The organism is Acidobacteriota bacterium (assembly GCA_029861955.1).
GTDB lineage: Bacteria > Acidobacteriota > Polarisedimenticolia > Polarisedimenticolales > Polarisedimenticolaceae > JAOTYK01.
This window is the reverse complement of record JAOTYK010000017.1, coordinates 1-21,607: the sequence shown is the minus strand read 5'-3', so window position 1 is coordinate 21,607 and position 21,607 is coordinate 1. Positions and strand designations below refer to the sequence as shown.

The 21,607-nt window shown below is 62.1% G+C and carries 18 protein-coding genes; 15 read left to right on the top strand and 3 right to left on the bottom strand.

Going from position 1 to position 21,607, the window contains the following annotated elements; genetic code table 11:
• Positions 1-2: 2 nt before the first annotated feature.
• Positions 3-380: a response regulator gene (locus OES25_10095; protein MDH3627994.1), complete on the top strand. Its 378-nt coding sequence runs from the start codon at positions 3-5 to the stop codon at positions 378-380.
• Between the two features lie 6 nt (positions 381-386).
• On the opposite strand, the gene OES25_10090 is transcribed toward OES25_10095, so the two are convergent.
• Positions 387-2,336, bottom strand: coding sequence for a peptidylprolyl isomerase (locus OES25_10090; protein MDH3627993.1), 1,950 nt, complete (start codon positions 2,334-2,336; stop codon positions 387-389).
• A gap of 77 nt (positions 2,337-2,413) precedes the next feature.
• Here OES25_10090 and OES25_10085 point away from each other — a divergent pair, with 77 nt between their 5' ends.
• The 8 genes from OES25_10085 (at position 2,414) to OES25_10050 (ending at position 13,384) form a co-directional block, all read left to right on the top strand.
• Complete coding sequence (locus tag OES25_10085; GenBank protein ID MDH3627992.1) at positions 2,414-3,865, top strand: FecR domain-containing protein; 1,452 nt, start codon at positions 2,414-2,416, stop codon at positions 3,863-3,865.
• Positions 3,866-3,969: 104 nt separating this feature from the next.
• Positions 3,970-5,001 carry a rod shape-determining protein gene (locus OES25_10080; GenBank protein ID MDH3627991.1) on the top strand — a complete coding sequence of 344 codons (1,032 nt, stop codon included), beginning with the start codon at positions 3,970-3,972 and terminating at the stop codon, positions 4,999-5,001.
• Positions 5,002-5,111: 110 nt separating this feature from the next.
• Entirely contained in the window at positions 5,112-5,903 is a 792-nt protein-coding gene (gene mreC / locus OES25_10075) for a rod shape-determining protein MreC (GenBank protein ID MDH3627990.1), read from the top strand.
• A complete protein-coding gene (locus OES25_10070; protein MDH3627989.1) occupies positions 5,900-6,397 on the top strand; it encodes a hypothetical protein in 498 nt (165 codons plus the stop codon). Before mreC ends, OES25_10070 begins: the two co-directional genes overlap by 4 nt.
• A gap of 5 nt (positions 6,398-6,402) precedes the next feature.
• Entirely contained in the window at positions 6,403-8,253 is a 1,851-nt protein-coding gene (gene mrdA / locus OES25_10065) for a penicillin-binding protein 2 (protein MDH3627988.1), read from the top strand.
• Positions 8,228-9,316: a rod shape-determining protein RodA gene (rodA, locus tag OES25_10060; protein ID MDH3627987.1), complete on the top strand. Its 1,089-nt coding sequence runs from the start codon at positions 8,228-8,230 to the stop codon at positions 9,314-9,316. Before mrdA ends, rodA begins: the two co-directional genes overlap by 26 nt.
• A 44-nt stretch (positions 9,317-9,360) precedes the next feature.
• Positions 9,361-12,054 carry a TIGR03960 family B12-binding radical SAM protein gene (locus OES25_10055; GenBank protein ID MDH3627986.1) on the top strand — a complete coding sequence of 898 codons (2,694 nt, stop codon included), beginning with the start codon at positions 9,361-9,363 and terminating at the stop codon, positions 12,052-12,054.
• Positions 12,035-13,384: a ribonuclease E/G gene (locus tag OES25_10050; GenBank protein MDH3627985.1), complete on the top strand. Its 1,350-nt coding sequence runs from the start codon at positions 12,035-12,037 to the stop codon at positions 13,382-13,384. The genes OES25_10055 and OES25_10050 overlap by 20 nt, the downstream gene beginning before the upstream one ends.
• Here the strand turns inward: OES25_10050 and OES25_10045 are convergent.
• Positions 13,354-13,824: an acyl-CoA thioesterase gene (locus OES25_10045; GenBank protein MDH3627984.1), complete on the bottom strand. Its 471-nt coding sequence runs from the start codon at positions 13,822-13,824 to the stop codon at positions 13,354-13,356. The two genes, OES25_10050 and OES25_10045, sit on opposite strands and share 31 nt — an antisense overlap.
• Before the next feature lie 133 nt (positions 13,825-13,957).
• On the opposite strand from OES25_10045, the gene OES25_10040 reads away from it, so the two are divergent.
• Complete coding sequence (locus OES25_10040; protein MDH3627983.1) at positions 13,958-15,238, top strand: hypothetical protein; 1,281 nt, start codon at positions 13,958-13,960, stop codon at positions 15,236-15,238.
• A 7-nt stretch (positions 15,239-15,245) separates the two neighbouring features.
• On the opposite strand, the gene OES25_10035 is transcribed toward OES25_10040, so the two are convergent.
• Positions 15,246-15,833, bottom strand: coding sequence for an SIS domain-containing protein (locus OES25_10035; protein ID MDH3627982.1), 588 nt, complete (start codon positions 15,831-15,833; stop codon positions 15,246-15,248).
• Positions 15,834-15,921: 88 nt separating this feature from the next.
• On the opposite strand from OES25_10035, the gene OES25_10030 reads away from it, so the two are divergent.
• From OES25_10030 to OES25_10010, 5 genes are all read left to right on the top strand, one after another.
• Positions 15,922-16,671 carry a polyphenol oxidase family protein gene (locus OES25_10030; protein ID MDH3627981.1) on the top strand — a complete coding sequence of 250 codons (750 nt, stop codon included), beginning with the start codon at positions 15,922-15,924 and terminating at the stop codon, positions 16,669-16,671.
• Between the two features lie 100 nt (positions 16,672-16,771).
• Entirely contained in the window at positions 16,772-17,086 is a 315-nt protein-coding gene (gene yajC, locus OES25_10025) for a preprotein translocase subunit YajC (GenBank protein ID MDH3627980.1), read from the top strand.
• A gap of 25 nt (positions 17,087-17,111) precedes the next feature.
• Positions 17,112-18,743 carry a protein translocase subunit SecD gene (gene secD / locus OES25_10020; protein ID MDH3627979.1) on the top strand — a complete coding sequence of 544 codons (1,632 nt, stop codon included), beginning with the start codon at positions 17,112-17,114 and terminating at the stop codon, positions 18,741-18,743.
• Positions 18,744-18,756: 13 nt separating this feature from the next.
• Positions 18,757-19,920, top strand: coding sequence for a protein translocase subunit SecF (gene secF / locus OES25_10015; protein MDH3627978.1), 1,164 nt, complete (start codon positions 18,757-18,759; stop codon positions 19,918-19,920).
• A gap of 66 nt (positions 19,921-19,986) precedes the next feature.
• The coding region (locus tag OES25_10010; GenBank protein ID MDH3627977.1) for a bifunctional (p)ppGpp synthetase/guanosine-3',5'-bis(diphosphate) 3'-pyrophosphohydrolase at positions 19,987-21,607 on the top strand (1,621 nt) is incomplete at its 3' end.

The window sequence follows — 21,607 nt, the reverse complement described above, 5'->3', positions numbered from 1 at the left end:
CGATGTCGACCAAGCGAATTCTCGTCGTGGACGCCGAAGCGGCAATCATCGAGTTGTTGCGAGACGTGCTGACGGGGCAGGGCTACGAGGTGGACTCGGCGACGATTGCCGAAGAAGCTCTGGACCTTGTCCACGACACGATCTACGACGCGGCGATCGTCGACTTCAACCTACCGGACATGAACGGGGTCACGCTGCATCGGCAGATCCGACAGATGGACGAGGAGCTTGGAGACAAGACACTCTTCACGTCCGGGATGATGCAGAGCGAGAAGAACATTGGTTACTACTCCGCGCACGGAATGGGATTCCTGACGAAACCCTTCGAGGTCCAGGATGTGTTGGACGCGCTCGACCGTATGTGGACCGGAAAATACTGAGTCGGGCTAGCCGTCCAGCCGCTTGATCTCGGCCTCGTTCAACTCGATCGTGCTGCTCTCTCGCAGGCTATCCAGCATCGTCTGTTGGATTACCTGTTGGCGCTGCGACCGAATCTCGTCCTGCAGTGAGATCTTCGCATCGTCGAAGGCGAACTCGTCCCACGGTTCTCGGCCGGTGACCTCGTAGGCCACCGCGCCGCCCGGAGTCTCGAAGACGCCACGATCTCCGATGTAGATCGCGTCTCCGAAGAGGACGAACTCGATCTCGGAGGCCGCCAGAAGGGGCGCGTCGGGGAACGGCTGTCCCGGGGCAAGATCGCCGGAATCGCGGACGTCGGAGGAGATCTGATCGGCAAGGTCGGCCAGCGACTTGCCGGAATCCATCGCGCCCTGCGCGATCGTCGTCGCCGCCTCGCGGAAACGCAACGTCACGATGTCCGTCGTGACCTTCTCGCGACTCTCCTCGAAGGGTGCAACCTGCGGGGGCATCGACTCTACGATGGCGAGGATACCCATGCCGTCGCCCACCGCGGCGGGAGCACTGACGCTACCGACGTCCAGGGTGAAGAGGCTGTCACGGAATCCGGCCGCGCCGGCGATGCCACTGAGGGGCGTGTTCTTCTCGATAAACTGGGAGACCAGGTCGATCGATTCCCGTTCTGCCAGCGCACGCAACTCCTCCAGGGTCCTTGCGTTTGAGGCGATTCGCTCGGCTTCCTGAGCGACGAGCTCCTGCGCCCGGGAAGACTGCAGTCGGAGTTCGATGGCGGCGCGGACCTCCTCGAACGGGGTCGGTCCGGCGGCTTGTTCTTCCAAAACTTCCAGGATGTGGAATCCGAACTGGGTCTGAATGACCTCAGACAGCTGGCCGACGGGCGTGTTGAAGGCTGCCTCGTCGAATTCCGGGACCATGTCGCCGCGACCGAAGAAGCCAAGGTCGCCACCCTGTGCCGCGCTGACCGGATCCTGAGAGGTCGCCCGGGCCATCTCGTCGAAATTGGCCCCGTCCTGCAGTTGCTGCAAGATCCCATTGGCGGTCTGTTCGACGAGGGCGATGTCTTCGTCGTTCTCGGATTCGGCGGTACGCAGGAGGATATGGCGGGCCCGTCGTCGGTCCGGGTGACTGAACTCCGCGAGATTCTCCTGGTAGCTGGCGCGGGCATCCGCTTCGCTGATCTGGACCTGATCCAGGATCGACTCGCGGGTGACGACGACGTACTCGATGCGGCGAGACTCGTCGCGCTGGTAGTCGTCCAGATGGGCGTCATACCAGGCACGGGCCTCTTCATCGCTGACGTCGGTGTCGACGTCGAGATTGTCGCTGGAGACGAGGACGTAGTTCACCTTCGTCTTTTCCGTACGTCGACGGTGGAGGTTCTCCATGTCGATCTCATCGATGGCGATGGAGGTAGAGACGACGTCCAGCCACTTGGCAACCAGCATGTCCTCGGCCAGCAACGCCTCGAAGCTGGTGGTCCCGCCCGGAATCTGGCCATTGATCCTTCGCTCGTATTCCTCGCGGCCGACGAATACGCCGGAGGCGTCTTGAAGATTGGGTTCGCTGCGAATCGCGTCGGCCAACTCCTGGGGCGAAACCTCGAGTCCCAACCGAGCGGCATCGGCGATCAGTAACTCGCGATTGACCAGTTCGTTCACCGCCCGGGTGCCGATCTGGATTTGGCCACGGAACTGATCGTAGTTCTCGCCGAACATCTGGCCGAATCGACGATCGATGCGTCGAGCCGCTTGCTCGTACTCCTGAATCGAGATCTCCTTGCCGTCGATCTTGGCGGCCCAGCGTGTCGACGACGTGGGGTTGATATCGAAAAACAGGCCGAGACTGAGAATCATCGCGGCGGCAACGACGTACAGGACGAACTTTAGATGCCGCAAGTTGTCGCGCATCACGTTAAGCATGAGGCTTCTCCAGAACGTGAGTAGGATCGAACGGCGCATGGTATCCTACGCCTCAGGGAGCGGCAACTCGATGCCACGACCGATGACCCCGTCTTTTCAGGAGGTTTCCGGCAACCATGGCTCGCGGTGGAAGATCCCCCCTCGTACTGGATTGGTTCAACATCACCTATCGCAGCGTGGCCGGTGTCCTGGTCGGCGTCGTGCTGCTGGTCGCGGCCGCCGGAGGCGGTTGGTACTACGTCAAGATCTACCAGCCTCGCGCAGCCGCCAGCGGCGCCATCGACACGGCGCAGCGGAAGCTGGCCGAGGCGTCTCGCGTGGCGGACGAGGCCGCTCCGAGTCACGAGCTTCTCGAGAACGCCAATGTGAGTCTTCGCGAGGCCGAAGAGCGGTACCGGTCGTTCAGTTATGAAGATGCCCGCGTCGCTGCGATGCAATCGGAGCAGTTTTCACTGAAGATTCTTCGCCTGGCCCAGGGCTCCGACTCGGGCTCGCATCTGGTTCACTTCTTTCGGCTTGAAGGCGACGTTCGGGTCAAGAGGAGCGGCGAATTCGCCTGGGAAACCGCGGACTCAAAGATGGAGCTGAAGATCGGGGATCAGATCAAGACCGCGTCGTCCGCTTCGGCGCAGTTGCTCTATTTCGACGGGACGGTCACGACAATTCAGTCGGGATCGTTGATGGAGATTCGTGAATTGTTCGAGGACCCGGTGACGAAGGTTCGCCGCGTCCGTGAGAAATTGAATCGCGGTGAATTGGTGGCCTCGACCCAGAACCGCAACGTGGACGGTTCGTACCATGAGGTCGCCACCGAGCAGGTCGCGGCACGAACCGAAGACGAAGGGCAGTTTTCCGTCACCTACAACGACCAGTCCAAGAAGGCTTCGTTCTCGGTGTTCGACGGTCGACTCGAGGTTCGCACGGAGGGCCGTCGGGAGAGCCTTGTCGCCGGCGAGCGGATCCGCTCGAACGGAAAGAACCTGACGGGCAAGCAGATGTTGCCGGCGGTCGTACGTCTCAGTGCGCCGCGGGATCAGCGAGTCTTCATCTTTGAGAATCCGGATCAGGAGACGGTGACGCTGACGTGGGAGACCGTTCCCGGTGCCAAAAGCTACCGGCTCGAGATCGCCGACAAGCCGCTATTCGCCAATCCCCAGTACAACGCCCTACGGGAGGGGACCAGCGCGGTTCTGACGGCCATCCCCGAGGGTGTCTACTTCTGGCGGGTCGCAGCCATCTCGGGTCAGGATGTGACGGGACCCTACAGCTCCCATCGTCGCTTCCGGGTCTCGTCGGAGAAAATTCGCGATTCCAGCGATACCGAGCCGCCGATCCTCGAGATCACGGATTTTGTCCAGGTGGGAGCGACGATCATCGTGAACGGCAGGACGGAGCCCGGCGCGACACTCTGGGCCGATAACGAGAAGCTCGATGTCGACCATTCCGGCACGTTCTATGCGGTGATCCGGCTTCGCAAGGAGGGGAACAACGATCTCCGATTTGTGGCACAAGACACCGCAGGCAATGAGACGGAGCTCATCAAGTCCACCTACGTCGAGTTCTTCTAGTCGAACACGATGTCCGTGGTTGCCTTGGCCGGACCCAGTCATTAAGATCCCCCTTGCGTCCTCTTCCTATTAGATGAAGCTCCGGTACGAGTTACGAGGCCCCGATGGGTTGGTCCCCCCGTTCGCTGCTATCACTCTTCTCCAATGACCTCGCCATCGACCTTGGCACGGCCAACTCGCTCGTGTTTTGCAAGGGGCGGGGGATTGTGGTTAGCGAGCCGTCGATCGTTGCGGTCAACCAGAAGACCGGTGCTGTCGAGGCCGTGGGTCGCGACGCGAAGGACATGCTGGGGCGCACCCCGGGGAACATCGTCGCCATCCGGCCGATGAAGGACGGCGTGATCGCAGACTTCGAGCACACCGAGAAGATGCTCGATAACTTCATCAAGAAGGCCCACAACCGCTCCATCGGCGTTCGACCACGGATCGTGATCGGCGTACCCAGCGAGATCACCCAGGTCGAGAAGCGTGCCGTACGGGACTCCGCGATGAAGGCCAAGGCCACCGAGGTCTATCTCGTAGAGCAGGCCATGATGGCGGCGATCGGGTCCGGCCTGCCCATCACCGAGCCAACGGGAAACATGGTCGTGGATATCGGAGGCGGAACGACCGACGTCGCCGTCATCTCCATGTCCGGGATCGTCTACTCGCGTTCCGTTCGTGTTGCGGGTAACGAACTCGACGACGCGGTAACTCAGTACGTCAAACGAAAATACAACCTCCTGATCGGTGAGCGAACGGCGGAGATGATCAAGATCGAGATCGGCTCGGCCTTTCCGCTCGACGAAGAGCTGACGATGGAGATCAAGGGACGGGACCTGGTCGAAGGTGTACCGAAGACGATCACGATCTCCGATGAAGAACTTCGCGAGGCGTTGGCCGAGCCCGTTGCCACGATCATCGAAGCGGTCCGTGTCGCACTCGAGCAGACACCGCCCGAGTTGTCCGCGGACATCGTCGATCGTGGGATCGTCCTTACCGGTGGGGGCGCACTCCTCAAGAACCTCGACAAACGACTTCGCGAAGAGACCGGGCTTCCCGTATCGATCGCCGACGATCCATTGACGTCGGTCGTCATGGGAACCGGTCGAGTTCTGAGCGACTTCAATCTCTTACGTAAGGTCTCGCTGGATTAGGACAGGCATCCGGGTCAGCGGGCCCACCGGACAACGGAATGGCCAGCAACGAGTCCACCCGCGGTAATGCAGCAATCCTCGTAATTCTGCTCTTTTTGCAGCTTTTACTGATGGCGGGTAGTGCCCAGGATCGTCGGGGGGCCACCCGCCTCGAGTCCTGGGGCATGCTGGTCACGTCTCCCGTCATGGCGCTCGGCGGGGCGGTGGGTGGCGGCGTTCATGGCCTGATGGATAGCGCGTGGCGCACGATCTGGGCTCGAGAGCAGAATCGTCTGCTCGAGCGACAGGTGCGCAGCCTCCGCGATAACCAACGCGCCGTCGGTGAGCTGAGCGACGAGAACCGGAGACTGAAGGAACTGGTTGCGATGCGCGAGGCACTGGCTCCGTCTTCGGTCGCGGCCAGCGTCGTTCGAGTTGTCGATACCAGCCGGGAGCGGATGCTGATCGTCGACGCGGGGAGTGCGCAGGGGGTCCACTCGGAGTCCGCCGTCATCGCATGGGGGGGTGCGGTAGGACGTGTTGAAAGCGTGTCGCGCCGATTTGCAAAGGTGCGCCTGCTCAGCGATCCCTCCAGTGGTGTCGGTGCCGTCGTGCAGGGAGTCCGAGCACACGGCATCGTCGTCGGCGTCGATGACGGTCGTTTCCTCGACCTCCTCTACGTGCCGAGCTATGCGGAGGTCAATCACGGTGACCTCGTGGTGACCTCCGGTCACGACGGGATCTTTCCGCGAGGATTCAGCATCGGCGTCATTACGTCAATCGAGCGCGACCCCGACGCCCTCCAGCGGATCCAACTGCTCTCGGCCGTCGATTATCGTGAGCTAGAAGAGGTGTTGATCCTTCTGGATCCGATGGCGGGCGAGCAACTGTCACCTGCAGTGCTGGCCGAGGTCGCGCCATGAAATTTCTTCGTGGGTTGATCGTGGTCGGTTTCATGCTTGGCCTTCACACCGTGATCGGGCGTGTCTGGTCGGACCTTCCACGCTACGTCGATCTGATGGTCGTTCCCGTCGTCTGGTTCGGAATTCGTACCAACCAGCGGCAGGCCACGATCGGCGGCTGTGTGACCGGACTCCTGCATGACACCTGGTTCGAACTGCATGCCTTCGGCATCGGTGGATTCAAGCGCACGCTGCTGGGCTGGATCCTGGGTGGAGTGGGATCGCGATTCGATCTCAATCGCATAGGTGGACGTTTTCTTGCCGGTGGGCTGACCACGTTGGCCGACGGCATCATCGATTACCCGCTGCGGGAGATGCTCGAGGTCGAGAATAGTGGCTTTGAGCCGGGAATTCTGGCGCTGCGGACGATCCTGACCGCGGTCGTTGTTGTCATTTCCTTCGCCGTGATCGATCTTCTAGGGACACGCCGTCGTCGAAGCGGGTGGGGGCCATAACCGACGTGGACTATCGAGAACGCTGGGAGCTGAAAGACTTTCTGATCGGGCAGCGGCTCGAACGTCGGATTCTGCTGATCCACGTGCTCCTGGCCCTCGTGCTCGTCGCCTTCCTGTTCAACTTCTGGTACCTGCAGGGCGTTAAAGGCGTCGAGTATGCGCGTCTGGCCGAGGGTAATACGATGCGGAAGATCCCGCTCAAGCCGACCCGCGGCTGGATCTACGATCGTGACGGACAGGTCATCGCGGCCACGCGTCCATCGCTTGATCTCCTCGTTCGCCAGGAGCAGGTCGACGACCTTCCGCGAATGCTGGACGATCTGGCACCCATCCTGACCGCGTCCCCACGGGATCTGGCGGATGTCCTCCGCGGTGAGCCGGACTTCGAGCCGGTGGTCGTCGGGCGGGATGTCGGCCTGCTTCAGCTGGCATGGATCGAGAGCCGGCGCGAGCGTTTTCCGGCCATCGAGATTCGCGAGACCGCCAGACGTTTCTATCCGGAGGCGGCGATCATCGCGCATACGATCGGTTACGTGGGTCAGGTCAACGAGAACCAGTTGAGGGCGGACAAGGGTCGGCTAAAGAGTGGCGACATCGTCGGTAAGTCCGGCGTCGAACGAGCGTTCGACGACGACCTGCGCGGTGACCGCGGCTGGCACCTCGTCTCCGTCAACGCCGTGGGGCGTCAGGTCGGCGAGACCCGTGTCGGCCAGGAGGCCAGTCACGGTAACCGCATGCAGTTGACCATCGATCTCGACCTCCAACGCGCGCTGGTCGAGGGCCTCGGCGTGGAGACCGGCGCCGGTGTCTTCCTGGACCCCTGGACCGGAGAGGTCCTGGCCATCGCGTCCACGCCACACTTCGATCCCAATCGGTTTGCGGACGGATTCGATCGGGCCAGCTGGGAGAAGCTCCAGACCGATCCGCGACGCCCCCTCCACGATCGGTCCATCGCAAGTTTCTACGCGCCGGGCTCGACGTTCAAGGTCGTGATGGCGGCTGCAGGGCTCGAGACAGGCATCATTGGCGAGGACGATCGAGTCTATTGCAACGGTAGCGCCACGTATTACAAGCGACGCCGACTCTGCTGGAAGCGTGGCGGGCATGGCTGGGTCAATATCCGCAAGGCGCTGGCGGAGTCGTGCAACGTCTACTTCTACGAGCTCGGGCAAAAGCTGGGCATAGAGAAGATCCACGATTTTGGCGATCGTTTCGGGCTTGGCCGCCTGACGGGAGTGGGCCTGTCCGGTGAAGAGGCCGGCATTCTCGGCAATTCGGAGTGGAAGCGAAAACATCGCGGAGAGCAGTGGTATCCGGGCGACACGATCTCGGTCTCGATCGGGCAGGGTTTGCTGGCGGTGACTCCGATGCAGATGGCCCGCATGATCGGCGGTGTCGCGACGAACGGGAAGTTGCCGACCCCGACGCTGGTTCTCGGATCGCAGAAACTCGAGCCGATCGGGCTCCGTCCCACAACGTTGCGGCTATTGCGCGCCGGTCTCGCCGACGCGGTGTCTCGTGGCACCGCTACCAGGGCGACCGACGGTACCTTTACGGTCGCAGGCAAGACCGGTACGGCCCAGGTCTATAAACACTCGGCCGGGATCGATGCGGATAAGCTTCCCAAGGCCGAGAGAGATCACGCCTGGTTCGTGGGGTACGCACCGGCGGACAAACCACGCATCGCGTTTGCAATCGTCGTTGAGAACGGGGGGCACGGCGGCACGATTGCGGCGCCCATCGCACGAAGCGTTCTCGAGATATTCTTTTCATCCGAACGGCCCGACCCGGCATCACGCGCCGGTGTTGGTCGCTCACCGAGTCCAGTCCATGAACCCGCAACGACCGTTCGCTAGTCTCGATCTCCCGTTGATCGGAACCACCGTGGCCCTGATCGCGGTCGGGGTGCTGTCGATTGCGTCGGCGACCTTCGGGAGTGGCCAGTCGGGGCTCTGGAAGATGCAGCTCCTCTGGCTGATGGTCGCGCTCATCGCCGCGCTGGTGATCGTCCTCGTTGACTACCGGGTCTGGGCGGAGGTCGCGTTGGCGATGCATGGCGTGGTCATCGCGTTGCTGGTGGCCGTGTTGTTCTTCGGTCGGGAGGTCGGGGGCAACCGCTCGTGGCTCGACTTCGGGCCCATGCGTCTGCAGCCCTCGGAACTCGCGAAATGGACGACCTGTCTTGTGTTGGCGGTCTACCTCGCACGTCGCGTGCGTGGCGGCATGGGACTGCGCCAGTTGGTGGAGATCGGCTTGCTCGTCGGTGCGCCGGTCGGGTTGATTTCATTGCAGCCGGACATGGGTACCGCGTTGACGTTCATCCCGATCCTGATGGTCGGTCTGTTGATCGGCGGCATTCGTTGGAGGGTGATGTTCGGTCTCGCGATCGTTGCCATGCTCATGACACCTATCGCGTGGACCCAGTTGAGGCCGTACCAGAAGGAGCGGATCCTGACGGTCTTCGATGCCGAGAGAGATCCACATCGCATCGGCTATCAGGTTCGCCAATCGAAGATCGCCATCGGTTCGGGCCAGATCGTCGGCAGCGGACCTTTTAACGGAACACAAAGCCAGCTCAACTTTCTGCCGGCGCAGCACACCGACTTCGTCCTGTCGGTCTTCGCCGAGGAGTGGGGTTTCGTTGGCGCCAGCGCGGTCCTGGGTCTGTTCTATTACCTGTTCTACCGCTGCATCCTGGCGGCGCGGTCGGCGCAGGATCGATTGGGGACCTATGTCTGTCTCCTTGTCGTTGCGTGGATCACCGGGCAGATGGTGATCAACATCGGCATGGTTCTGGGGCGGCTTCCGACCATCGGCGTTCCTCTGCCGTTGGTCTCCTACGGTGGGTCGGCGCTGATCGCAGCGCTCTCGGGGATCGCGCTCGTGGTGAACGTCCGGTCCCGTCGTTTCGTTAACTGATCGGCCCGTTTGCTAGTATCCTCTGCACGCGCGGGGGGACTACGTTGGCTTCGAGCTTCAGAAGTACGCCTTATGATGGGATTCTGCATACGGTGCAGAAGCCAACGCGTTACATCGGCGGCGAGTGGAACGAGATCGTCAAGGATGACGCCTCCGTCTCGCTCAGCTTCGCGCTCGGCTTCCCCGACGTCTACGAGATCGGGATGTCCCACCTCGGTTATCGCATTCTCTATTCGCTGTTGAACCAACGCGCCGACACCGTGGCCGAGCGGGTGTTCTGCCCGTGGCCCGACATGGCGGATGCGATTCGCGCTCACGATCTTAGGCTGTGTAGTCTCGAAACTTCGCGCCCGCTCGGCGCGTTCGACGTCGTCGGGTTTTCGCTGCAGTACGAGATGACCTCGACCAACGTGTTGGAGATGCTCGATCTCGGCGGCATTCCACTTCGTTCGGCCGACCGCGGAGAGGATGACCCGCTCGTTGTCGTCGGCGGCCCCGTCGTGTTCAACATCGAACCGATGGCCGACTTCGTCGACCTGGTCTTCGTCGGTGACGGCGAGGAGATGCTGGGGGAATTCCTCGAGCAGCTTGCCGCTCAGAAGCGTGCCGGTGCCACCCGGGCCGAGCGAATCCGCGCAGCGGCGCAGATTGAGGGTGTCTATGCACCCGCGCTCTACCCCGTCGAGAAGGACGAGACCAGTGGGCTGCTGATTCCGCAGGATGGCGGCGAGGCTCCGTTCCCGGTCATGCGACGTATCCTCGATGATCTGGATCGTTTTCCGTTTCCCGATCGAATCATCGTTCCCCACGGCGAGATCGTTCATGATCGAGTCTCCGTCGAGATCATGCGTGGGTGTCCCGTCGGCTGTCGTTTCTGTCAGGCGGGTTACGTCTATCGACCCACCCGCGAGCGCGACCCGAATCAGGTTCGCGACACGGTGGTTCGGTCGGTTCGCTCGACCGGTTACGATGAATTCTCGCTTTCTTCGTTGAACACCGGCGAGTACGGCGCGGTTCATCCCGTCATGTTCGACCTGATGGACCGATTCGAGCCGGAGCGCGTGTCCATCTCTCTGTCATCGATGCACGCGTCGACGATCACTCCGGAGCTGGCCCACGAAGTGCGCCGTGTTCGCAAGTCCGGATTCACCATCGCCCCGGAGGCCGGCACGCAGCGGATGCGCGATGTGGTGAACAAGAACCTCGATGAGACGCAGATCCTGACCGCCTGTCGATTGGCATTCGAGGCCGGCTGGGATCACATCAAGCTGTACTTCATGATCGGACTCCCCACCGAGACCGACGCCGATGTCGACGGGATGGTCGATCTGGCCCACGAGATTGCCGCCATCGGTCGGAAGATCCACGGCAAGACCCGTGGCCCGCTTGTGACGATGTCCGCGTCGTCCTTCATCCCCAAGGCCGAAACGCCGTTCCAGTGGGTTGGCATGGACCGTCTGGATAGCCTGTACATGAAACAGGCACGCATCACCTCGCGGGTCAAGCGTGGGGTGCGATTCAAGCATCATCAATGCGAGACGAGCTTTCTTGAAGGTGTCTTCTCGCGGGGCGATCGTGCGTTGGGGCCGGTGCTGGAGGCGGCCTGGCGCGGCGGCGCTCGATTCGACGGTTGGGAAGAGCATTTCAATCAAAAGGCCTGGATGGACGCCTTCGAGTCCACCGGCGTCGATCCGTACGGCTATGCGTACAACGATCTCGACCCGACACGCCCGTTGCCGTGGCACGTCGTTCATTCACGGATCAATCGGAAGTGGCTGGCGATCGAGTTGAAGCGCGCGATGGAGACGGCGACCCTCTCCGTTTGCGGGCCGAAGGACTGTCACGGATGTGCGCCGTTCGCTCGGGATTGTGTGAAGGGGGTCGTCTCCGAGACCACCGACAGGCCGCTGCGATCGGATCTCCCGCTTCTCGCTACGCCGGCGGCACCGGGACCGGGCGAGCCGATCGATGCGACGCGGGCTCCGAAGTTACCGGTCCACGGTCCGCAGGGTGAGACGGCGCTGGAAGAGGCCGACAGTCGACCCCATTATCGATACCGAGCGCGATTCACCAAGCAGGGAAGACTCCGCTTCCTCGGTCATCTTGACCTGACAAGAACACTCCTGCGGGCGTTGCGTCGCGCGGGTCTCGAGTTGGTCTACTCCAATGGCTTTAATCCGAAGCCGAAGGTCGGCTTCTCGCCGGCATTGGCGGTCGGTGTCTGTTCGGACGGCGAGTTCATGGATTTCGAGAGCTACACAAGACTCCACCCGGATCGATCGCTCACGGCGATCAACGCGTCCCTTCCCAGAGGCGTGAGGTTCGAGGCGTTGCAGGAGGTCGATCGCAAGGCTCCGGCGCTCGGCGAAGCCATCGAGGCGGCGAGCTATCGGGTCGAGTCCGGGGACGATGTCGATCTGGCCGGTCGGATCGATGGATTTCGCCAGGCGACCGAGATCCTGGTAGAGCGCACGCGCAAGAACGGTAAGCAGCAGACGTTCGACCTGAAACGCGAGGTGCTCTCGATCGAAGCGCCACGGCGCAACGCCCTCCGAATGACTCTGGCGATAAGACGGCAGGGTGCCTCGGTCCGCCCCGAAGAGGTGTTGAACGAGCTGCTCGGCAAGGACGTCCGGGTCGAGCTGACGAGGGAGGGGTTGCTGATGGACTGGCACGGACGACTCCTCGACCCGTTACTCGCAGCCTCCGCAGCGACCGGTGCGCGAAGTCCTCGCTAGCCGAATCGGCGGGCAACTCTGGACCGTCCGTTTCGAGAACCGTAGGGCCGTCCAGATCGGCTTCTCTTGTGGGCAAGACGATCTACAGGTGGGAGCGGTTCACCGCGGGCACCTACTGGAAGAACGACCGGAACTTGACGCGCATCTCGTCGATCTGGGTGTCGGGAAGGCTCTGCTTCCCCGGCGACAGTGGGACCGACGGTCCGGCGGCTCGGGGGCCCCGATCTTCGAGATCGATCGTGCCGCCCGGGGGAAGAAGTTGCCCCGAGTGACGGTCTCTCCCCGGCATGTGGGTCCGAATCTTGTTTACCTGCCTCATGGTGAAGGCGTCGCCCTCTCGAAGAGGATTGCGGGAGCCGCAAGTCGAGACCCGCTACAGGCGATACTGAATTCGATCGCCGCCTCGCGCGACGGGGGTTGGGTGGCACGTACGGCGGCGGAGGGAGTCGACGAGAGCGCGTTGCGCGCGGAAGCGAACGCCCTGTTCGAGGATTGGAAGGGGATGCCCGGCGGTCCGCTCGTCCGTTCCGCGCCGTCTCAGGTCGAACGCTGTCTCCGCGACCTTGCGATCGACGAGCCGATGGTCTTCGACGATCCCACCGATGTTCAAGAGGCCAAGGGCGTTGCAACGCGGTGGGGTGGGGCGAGGAGCGACAACATCCGACTGCGTGCCGATCCGGTACCGCAGTTCGTGACCCACGAATTTGCCGATGTCGTGCGTCGTGCGCTGGCATCGACCGTCGGCACGGCGCACGGCCTCTCCCTCGAGATCGAGCCGACGGAAGCCCTGGTAGCGGTCGACGTGAATCGCGGTTCGGTGACAGGACGAGACCTGCAGGCTGCTCAGATCGATGCGATGGAAGAGATCGCTCGCCAACTCGGGCTACGTGATCTTGCCGGCGCCGTCGTCATCGACCTGATCGGCGATGACGATCACGAAGAGCGGATTGCAGGCGCCCTTCGCGATGCACTGGGAGGGCAGCGCTCTCGGACGCGTGTCCTGGGTGTGGATTCGATGGGATTGTTGCGGGCCACCCGCGAGCGAAGGGAGCGGGCCTGGTGGGATCGGGGCCAGGGTTACTGGCGGACCGACGACGGCTGGCGACGAGAGTCGGGACGCGACCTACTCGATGCCGCCTCGGCGCTTCTTCTGCTTGAGGGTCGCCGGGATGATTCGGAGTCTCTCGAGTTGACGGCCCCGGCACCGGTGCTGCGACAGACCCAGTGTGCGATCGATCACGCGTCCGAGAACTGGCGAGGGAGGGTCTTGAAGCACCCCCGCCGTTTTACGGCCGTGGATCAGGCGCGAATACGGCTATCGAGTCGTTGACGACGACGTTCGTTCGCCCTGGCGGCACGGTCGCGCTCGACGTCATTCCGAGCCTCCAGCGGTGCGCAGCTCCGCGGCTTGAAGTTGCCGTCCACCGCCACCATGGTCACGTAAGCGGTCGTGGTCAATTGACGGGTCCGCGCGATGGGGTTCTCCGACCAGACCTCGACCTTGATCTCCATCGACGTGGAGAACGCGGCCGTCAGGATCCCGGTCAGCGAGACGACATCGCCGACACGAACCGGGTTGAGGAAAGCGACGGAATCGACCGACGCGGTCACACAGACCGAGTTCGAATGACGCATGGCGGCAATCCCGGCACACTTATCGATCAGCGCAAGGATTCGACCGCCGAAGACCGAACCCTTGTCGTTGGTATCCGCCGGGAGCACGATTTCGGTCATCTGCACTCGCGAGTCGTCAACAGTACGCGATTCCACAAAAACCTCCGGAAGTCTCGATTCTTTTCGAGTATAGCAAACGCCCTGCAGCGTCCTGAATGATTGCTGCGTACGGGTTACGATCCTATAATGGAGTTCTTCGCAGGGTTGCCTCGTACCGGGAGTGTTTCAGATGAAGAAGCTGTTGTTAGTCACGGTCTGCGTCACGTTGCTTCTGCCCGCGAGTTCCGCGCTGGCGCAGACAGCGGTCTCCGAGGCGCAGGGCAAGATCACCGATGCCGACGGCAACCCGTTGCCCGGTGTCGAGGTCGTTCTTCGCTCGAAGACCGGGAACACCGACTACTCCGGTAAGTCCAACAAGAAGGGCCGACTCTACATCCCGGGGCTCTACTCACCGCAGGGCGATGCGTGGACCATGGAGATCAAGGCGGAGGGGCTGACACCGATCCACCTTCGTGTCGAGAGTCGAAATGCACAGCGCGTGCTCATGGGTCGTATCGAAGAGATGGCCCTTACATTCGGTCAGAAACTTCCGGAGCTTCAGATCCGGCCTCTCGGCGTGATTCGTATCGATATCCAGATGGACTCGGAGGAGACGGTGCGGGCCGCGGCCTACGCCGAGGCAGAGGCGAAGGCGTCTGCCGAAGCGGGCGGTGAAGCCGCAGCGAAGGTCGCGCCACAGCGTGATCCGTGGCAGGAGGCGTTGCAGGTCGCGGGCGCCGGCGACCTCGAGGGCTCGCTACCTCTGTTCGCAAAGGCGATCGAGAGAGAGCCGGAAAGTGTCGAACGCCTCGATGCCTACGCGCGAGTCCTCTATCAAACTGAGGATCTCGAAGCGGCCGAGAGCACGATCCTGAAATCGATTGAACTGGAACCCGAGCGCGTTGAATCGCGAATGATCCTCTACGGAACCTACGTGAGTGGCGGGCGGATTGACGACGCCGAAGAGGTTCTACGACAAGCCCGGGAGATCGCACCGGAAGATATCCGGATCCTCCAGCAACTCGCCTTCGTCGCCGGAGAGGCCGGGGACACCGCCAAGGCGATCGAGGCGAACGAGGGGATCGTCGTCATTGACGCCAGCAACAAGGACGCGTGGGCGGCGCTCGGTGGCCTCTACGCCGAAACCGGTGAACTGGGAAAATCGGAGGCGGCCTATCAGAAGGTGACGGAGCTGGCTCCGGACGAGGCCCACCAGGTCTTTTTCAACATCGGCGCGTTGATCATGAACAAACGCGATCGCACCCCCGCAGAGGTCCAGGAGGCCGTGGTTGCGTTCCGAAGGGCCGTAGAGATCAAGAGCGACTACGCGGCGGCGCACAAGCAGCTTGGCCTGGCGCTGCTGGGCAGCGGGGATCGCCCGGGGGCGAAGAGCTCACTGCAGAATTACGTCAAGTACGCCGGCGGAGCGCCGGACGTGGCGCAGATGCAACGTCTGATCGACAGCCTGTAATGTGGCACTAGGGTCGTTGCGGCTCGAGTAGCTCACATAGCAGATGCCCCGCCAGCAGGTGGAGCTCCTGGATCGTGGCGCTATCCGTCGCGGGAACGCAGATCGCGTGATCCGATCGGTCGAGGACCTTGGCCGGCATCTCTCCGCGATCGCCGAGAAACGACACCGTGGCCATGCCGAGCGATCGAGCTTTCGCTAGACCCGCCAGGACGTTGGGAGAGTGTCCGCTGGTGCTGAAAGCGATCGCCACGTCCCCGGCGCGACCCACACTCTCGATCTGCCGCGCGAACAACCGCTCGTAACCCAGGTCATTGGCGATACTCGTCATCACGGCGGCATCGGCGGTGAGGGCCATCGCCGCCATGGCAGGGCGATCGTGTCGAAGTCGGGTGACGAATTCAGCAGCCAGATGCTGCGCCTGGCTGGCGCTGCCGCCGTTGCCGAACAACACAAGCTTGCCACCGCTGTCGAGAGCGGTCCGACAGGTCCGGACCGACGCCAGAAGGTCGTCCGTCGCGAGTTCGGCGAATCGACGGCTTGCGTCGGAGAGCGCCTCGCAGGCCTGCTCGATCTGTTTCCGCCGTTGCTCCGACATCGCGTCTCCGTTGAGTCACGAAGTATTCTGCCCCACTGCTTCACCGTCAAGTGTCGGATTGAGGGCGTCGTTGGTCATAATGGTCGGGATGGACACGACGACCTGGCAGCAACGCGAAGCGGGAGGCTTTCTGTGGCTCCGGAGCCCCGTGCTCGCTGCCATCGACGGTGTCGAACATCTGTTCTCGACGCGTGTGGGATCTGCCGACACCGACCTCCCCGGTTTGCAGCGGGTCGCCGACCTGGAGGGACCGCTCCCGACCCTCCGCCAGATCCACGGATCGACGATCGTCGACGCGGAGTCTTTGACCTCCGCGCCGGTCGACGCCGACGGGATTCGGATCCTTGCCGGGGACCCTCACGTCGCATCGATTCGGACCGCGGACTGTGTTCCGATCCTCATCGCCGATAGGGACGCCCGGGTGGCCCTGGCGATCCACGCCGGCTGGCGGGGTATCGCCGCCGGGATCCTCGATCGGGCGCTGACCCGGGCCGAGGCTGCGGGCGTCTTGCGGGCCGACCTGAGAGTCGCCCTGGGACCTGCGGCAGGGGGCTGCTGTTATGAGGTCGGTCCCGAGGTGCTCGACTCGATCACCCTCAGCTGCCGGGTTCCGGCAACGGAGATCTCTCGGCCATCGAGCGGGGACCGGGTGAGGATCGATCTCAGACGGGCCCTTTCGGCCCGCCTGCAGGCGGCCGGTGTCCAGCCGTCCTCCATCGATACGGCCCGCCACTGCACGATCTGCGACGCCCGGCGGTTCTACTCCTACCGTCGGGATGGCGCACCCACCGGGCGGCTGATGGCGATGGTGGCCCTGGGCCGCGGGCCCAAACCTTGACGGTTTCCGGGCGGTAGTCCAGAATCCTCAGTTCTTTGGGGTCGCTTCGGGCCCTCTGAACGGCCGCAACGGCCCCGGGAGTCGGAAATTGTCTCTGGACATGTCTGCCTTGAGCCTTCTTGCGATGGCACCGCCGCCCGACGGAGAGAAGGGAAGCCTTCTCATGTCCCTGCTGCCATTCGTCGCCATCTTCGGCATTTTTTATTTTCTGTTGATCGCACCGACCCGCAAGAAACAGAAGGAACATGCCGAGATGGTTCGTAGTCTGAAGAACGGGGACCAGGTCATCACCAGCGGCGGTATCCGAGGGACGGTCGTGGGTCTCGCCGACAACTACGTCCAGGTTCGCATCGCGGACCAGGTCAAGATCGAGATCATGCGTAGCCACGTCTCCGACGTGGTACGCCCGGAATAGTCCGCAACGACGAGGGGTCGGATCGATGTCGAAGAATCCTCTACTCATTAAGTTCCTGTTCATCGGTGCCGTCGTGGCGCTGATGTTCTTCTTCGCCTACCCGCCGAAGGAGAAGATCAACCTGGGGCTGGACCTCAAGGGGGGTGCCTACATCCTCATGCAGGTCGAGGCGGACTCCGCCGTCAACTATGAGGCGACGCTTCGTCAGAGCTTTCTCGGTCAGCAGTTCAAGGACGACGGCCTGACCTACGATTCGATTGTCGTGGTCAAGGACTCGGATCGACTGATCGAAGTCAAGGGGACCGACTCCGGAAAGACCGCCGAGGTCCGCGAGGTGTTTTCGAACATCGTCGGAAACTGGACGGTCGACTCCAAGGGCGGCGGAGACTGGCTCCTGACGATGCCGTTGGAGTACGCCAATGCCATCAAGACTCAGGCTGTGGATATCGCTCTGGAGACCATTCGATCCAAGGTCGATACCATCGGTGTTGCGGAACCAACCGTCCAGAAACAGGGACTGAACGGGGATCGAATCCTGGTGCAGCTGCCGGGCCTCGATGACTCCGGCAGCGTGATCGATAAATTGCAGAACCAACGAGTCCTTGAGTGGAAGGCAGTCAGTTATCCGCCCGGAGACGACTTTTCGTTCCAACCCGGACTCAGTCGTGAAGCGACCATCGCCATGTTCCCTGGCGGGCTTCCGGACGATACCGAGCTCTACCCACAGTCGATCGGCACCGGTTCCGCCGCTTCCGAGACGCAAGCCTGGTGGCCGTTGAAGTTGGTGTCTGCCGTTGTCGGCAGCGACCTTCGTCAGGCCTACCGGAGCACGGGGCAGTTTGGAGAGCCTGAAGTCGCCTTCACCCTGACCAACGAGGCTGGACGTCGCTTTCACGCGGCGACGACCGAATACCTCAAGCGACGTATGGCTATCGTGCTGGTCAGCGGCGAGGACCGTGAGGTCATCTCCGTACCGGTGATCGAGGGTGTCATTCGTGACCAGGGTGTGATCCGTGGAGGTTTCACTCTAGATGAGGCGGATGCGCTGGCGATGAACCTGAACTCCGGAGCAATCCCTACGAGCATCCGGATCCTGGAAACGAACACCGTCGGGCCTTCTCTCGGTAAGGACTCGATCGAGCGCGGAATCCGCGCCGGTCTCGCCGGATTCATCGGCATCATGATCTTCATGGTGCTGTACTACCGATTCTCGGGAGTCAACGCGGTTGTCGCCCTGGCGCTGAACATGTTGTTGGTCTTCGGCACGCTCGGCGCATTACCGTTCCTGTTTGACGGCGCCCGGGCGACGTTGACGTTGCCTGGAATCGCCGGGTTGATTCTGACGATCGGTATGGCGGTCGACAGTAACGTTCTGATCTTCGAGCGGATCCGTGAAGAATTGAGGATTGGCAAGACGGTCCGGGCCGCCGTCGAGCAAGGGTTCGGAAAGGCGTTCAGCACGATCCTGGACTGTAATGTCACGACGCTGGTCGCCGCCCTGTTTCTCTTTACGTATGGAACCGGACCGGTCAAGGGCTTCGCCGTCACACTGACTATCGGCCTGTTGTCCTCGATGTTCACCGCCATCTTCGTTTCCCGTCAAATATTCGAACTTGTCCTGTCGCGCAAGAAACGTGACGCCACCCTAAGTATCTGAGTCGGAGCTAGTCGTGTTTCAACTGCTGAAGAATCCGAACTTCGACTTCATGGGTCGTCGGCATCTGTTTCTCGGACTGTCCTCCATCCTCGTCGTGGTCTCCATCGGCATCATCTCCGTTAAGGGCCTTGAGAAGGGGATCGAGTTCAGCGGCGGTACCGAGTTGCAGACGAGGTTCGCGTCGAGCGTGGCGGTCGAGGATATCCGTGACGTGGTTTCCGGTATGGGGATCGACAACCCAATTGTCACGACCTCTGGTGACGTTAAGGACAATGAGGTCTTCATTCGTCTTGGCGTTCAGGCCGGTGTCGACGGCGAGAAGCCCGGCCAGCTGGCGACGCGGGTCCGTGATGAACTCCGCGCGAAGTTGTTCAATCTGTCCGACGACGGCGCCACAGACCTGAACCTCATGTCCCAGGCGCAGACAGCCAGACTTCTGCGGGACGCCCCGGGAGTCAGCGACCCGGAAGCGCTGGCCGAAGGGATCTCCGCCCTGAAGAGAGAGAACGCGATCTTCCACTCGATCGAGGACCTCAGTACGGTCCCGGGCATGACACCCGAGGCACTTGGTTTCCTGCGAACCAATACGACGACCGGTCCGTTGGCGGTTCGCAAGCAGGGGTACGTGGGGCCGGCCGTCGGTAAGGAGTTGATGAGCAAGGCCCGTCTGGCCATCATCGGTTCCCTGATCGGCATGCTGCTTTACATCTGGATCCGCTTCCAGCTTCAGTGGGGACTTGCGGCCGTCGTCGCCCTGGCTCACGACACGATCATCACGCTGGGTCTGTTCTCGCTGTTCGGTCAGGAATTGTCTCTGGCGGTGGTCGCCGCATTCCTGACGCTTGTGGGCTATTCGGTCAACGACACCGTCGTCGTCTTCGACCGGATTCGCGAGAACCTGAAGAGTCGTCGTGGTGACACGCTGGCCACGGTGAATAAGTCGATCAATCAAACGTTGGCGCGGACCGTCATTACTTCGGGCCTGACCTGGATCGCGGTCCTCGTGATCTATCTGTACGGTGGTGAGGGGCTACGGCCGCTGGCGTTCGTCCTGACCGTCGGCGTTGCGGTGGGCACCTACTCGTCGATCTGGGTCGCGGCTCCGTTCCTGATGTTGTGGCGCACCAAGGTCGAGGCCTGGCAGCGAGGCGCCAGCGGGCAGGCTGACGCACAGTAGGCTCACTCAGACGCCCGACAGGTCGTATACTCCTCCTACTCGGGAGAAGAGGACGCAGACGACCCAATGACTCGCCGTTTCGAAGATATCCTCGAGCGTGTCGAGGAGTACAACCCCGGCGCCGATGTCGAGCTGCTGAAGAAGGCCTATATCTTCTCGGCGCGGGAGCACCGCGATCAGAAGAGGCGTAGCGGCGAGCCGTACCTGATCCACCCCCTCGAGGTCGCCTACCTGCTCGCCGAGTTGCGTCTGGACACCGCCAGCATCGTCGCCGGACTCCTGCACGATGTCGTCGAGGACACGCTGACCACCGTCGAGCACGTCAAGGAGAACTTCGGCGACGACGTCGCGGAGCTCGTCGAGGGTGTCACCAAGATTTCCAAGCTGAAGTTCGCGACTCCGGAGGAGGCCCAGGCGGAGAACATCCGCAAGATGATCCTCGCGATGGTCGGCGACATCCGCGTGATCCTGGTCAAGCTGGCGGATCGTCTTCACAACATGCGAACGCTCGACGCTCTCTCGGTGGAGAAGCAGCAGAGGATCGCCCTGGAGACCCGAGAGATCTACGCACCGCTCGCCAACCGCCTTGGCATCGGTCGTATCAAGCACGAACTCGAAGACCTCGCCTTCCGCTACCTGGACGCGGAGGCCTTCGCCCAGCTGACCCGTGCACTTCAATCGCGACGCAAGGTGTCCGATAAGTTCATCGACGAGATCCGTGTCCGTCTCGAAGGGGCCATCAAGGACGCCGGCATCGAGGCCGAGATCAAAGGGCGGGTGAAATCGATCTACTCGATCCACCAGAAGATGCGTGCGCAGCGGATCAGCGTGGACGAGGTCTACGACTACACGGCGTTCCGTATCCTCACCGATCACATGAAGGACTGTTACGGCGCGATGGGCATCGTCCACAGCATCTGGCGCCCCGTCCCCGGTCGGATCAAGGACTACATCGCGATGCCGAAGCCCAACCTCTATCGTTCGCTTCACACCTCGGTGATGAGTGAGAAGGGGCATCCGTTCGAGGTGCAGATCCGGACCCACGAAATGCACAAGGTTGCCGAGGAAGGGATCGCGGCTCACTGGCAGTACAAGGAGCACGAAGGCGGGTTGCGGGGCGACGACGCGGACGAGATGTCCTGGGTACGGCAGATCATGGACTTGCAGAAGGACATGACCGACCCCAGTGACTTCGTCAATCTGATGAAGGTCGATCTGTTTGCCGACGAGGTCTACACATTCACGCCCAGGGGCAACGTTCTATCGTTTTCGGCGGGCGCCACCCCCATCGACTTCGCCTACACGATCCACACCGAGATCGGTCACACGACGGTCGGTGCCAAGGTGAACGGTCGGATCGTCCCGCTGAAGTACGAGCTGCAGAACGGCGATATCGTTGAGATCCTGACCCAACCCAACAAGCAACCGAACCGGGACTGGCTCTCGGTGGCCAAGACCTCCCGCGCCCGGTCGAAGATTCGTGCCTGGATCAACGCCAACGAGCGGGAGGAGTCGATCCGACTCGGCAGCGAACTGACGGAGAAGGAGTTTCGGAAGTACAAGGTCTCGCCGAAGAAGCTCCTGCAGGGCGTCGATTTCGATGCGGCGCTCAAGAAACTGGGCGTGGTCGACATGGACGACTATCACGCCGCGGTCGGTTATGGGCGTTTGACGGCGCACGCGTTGA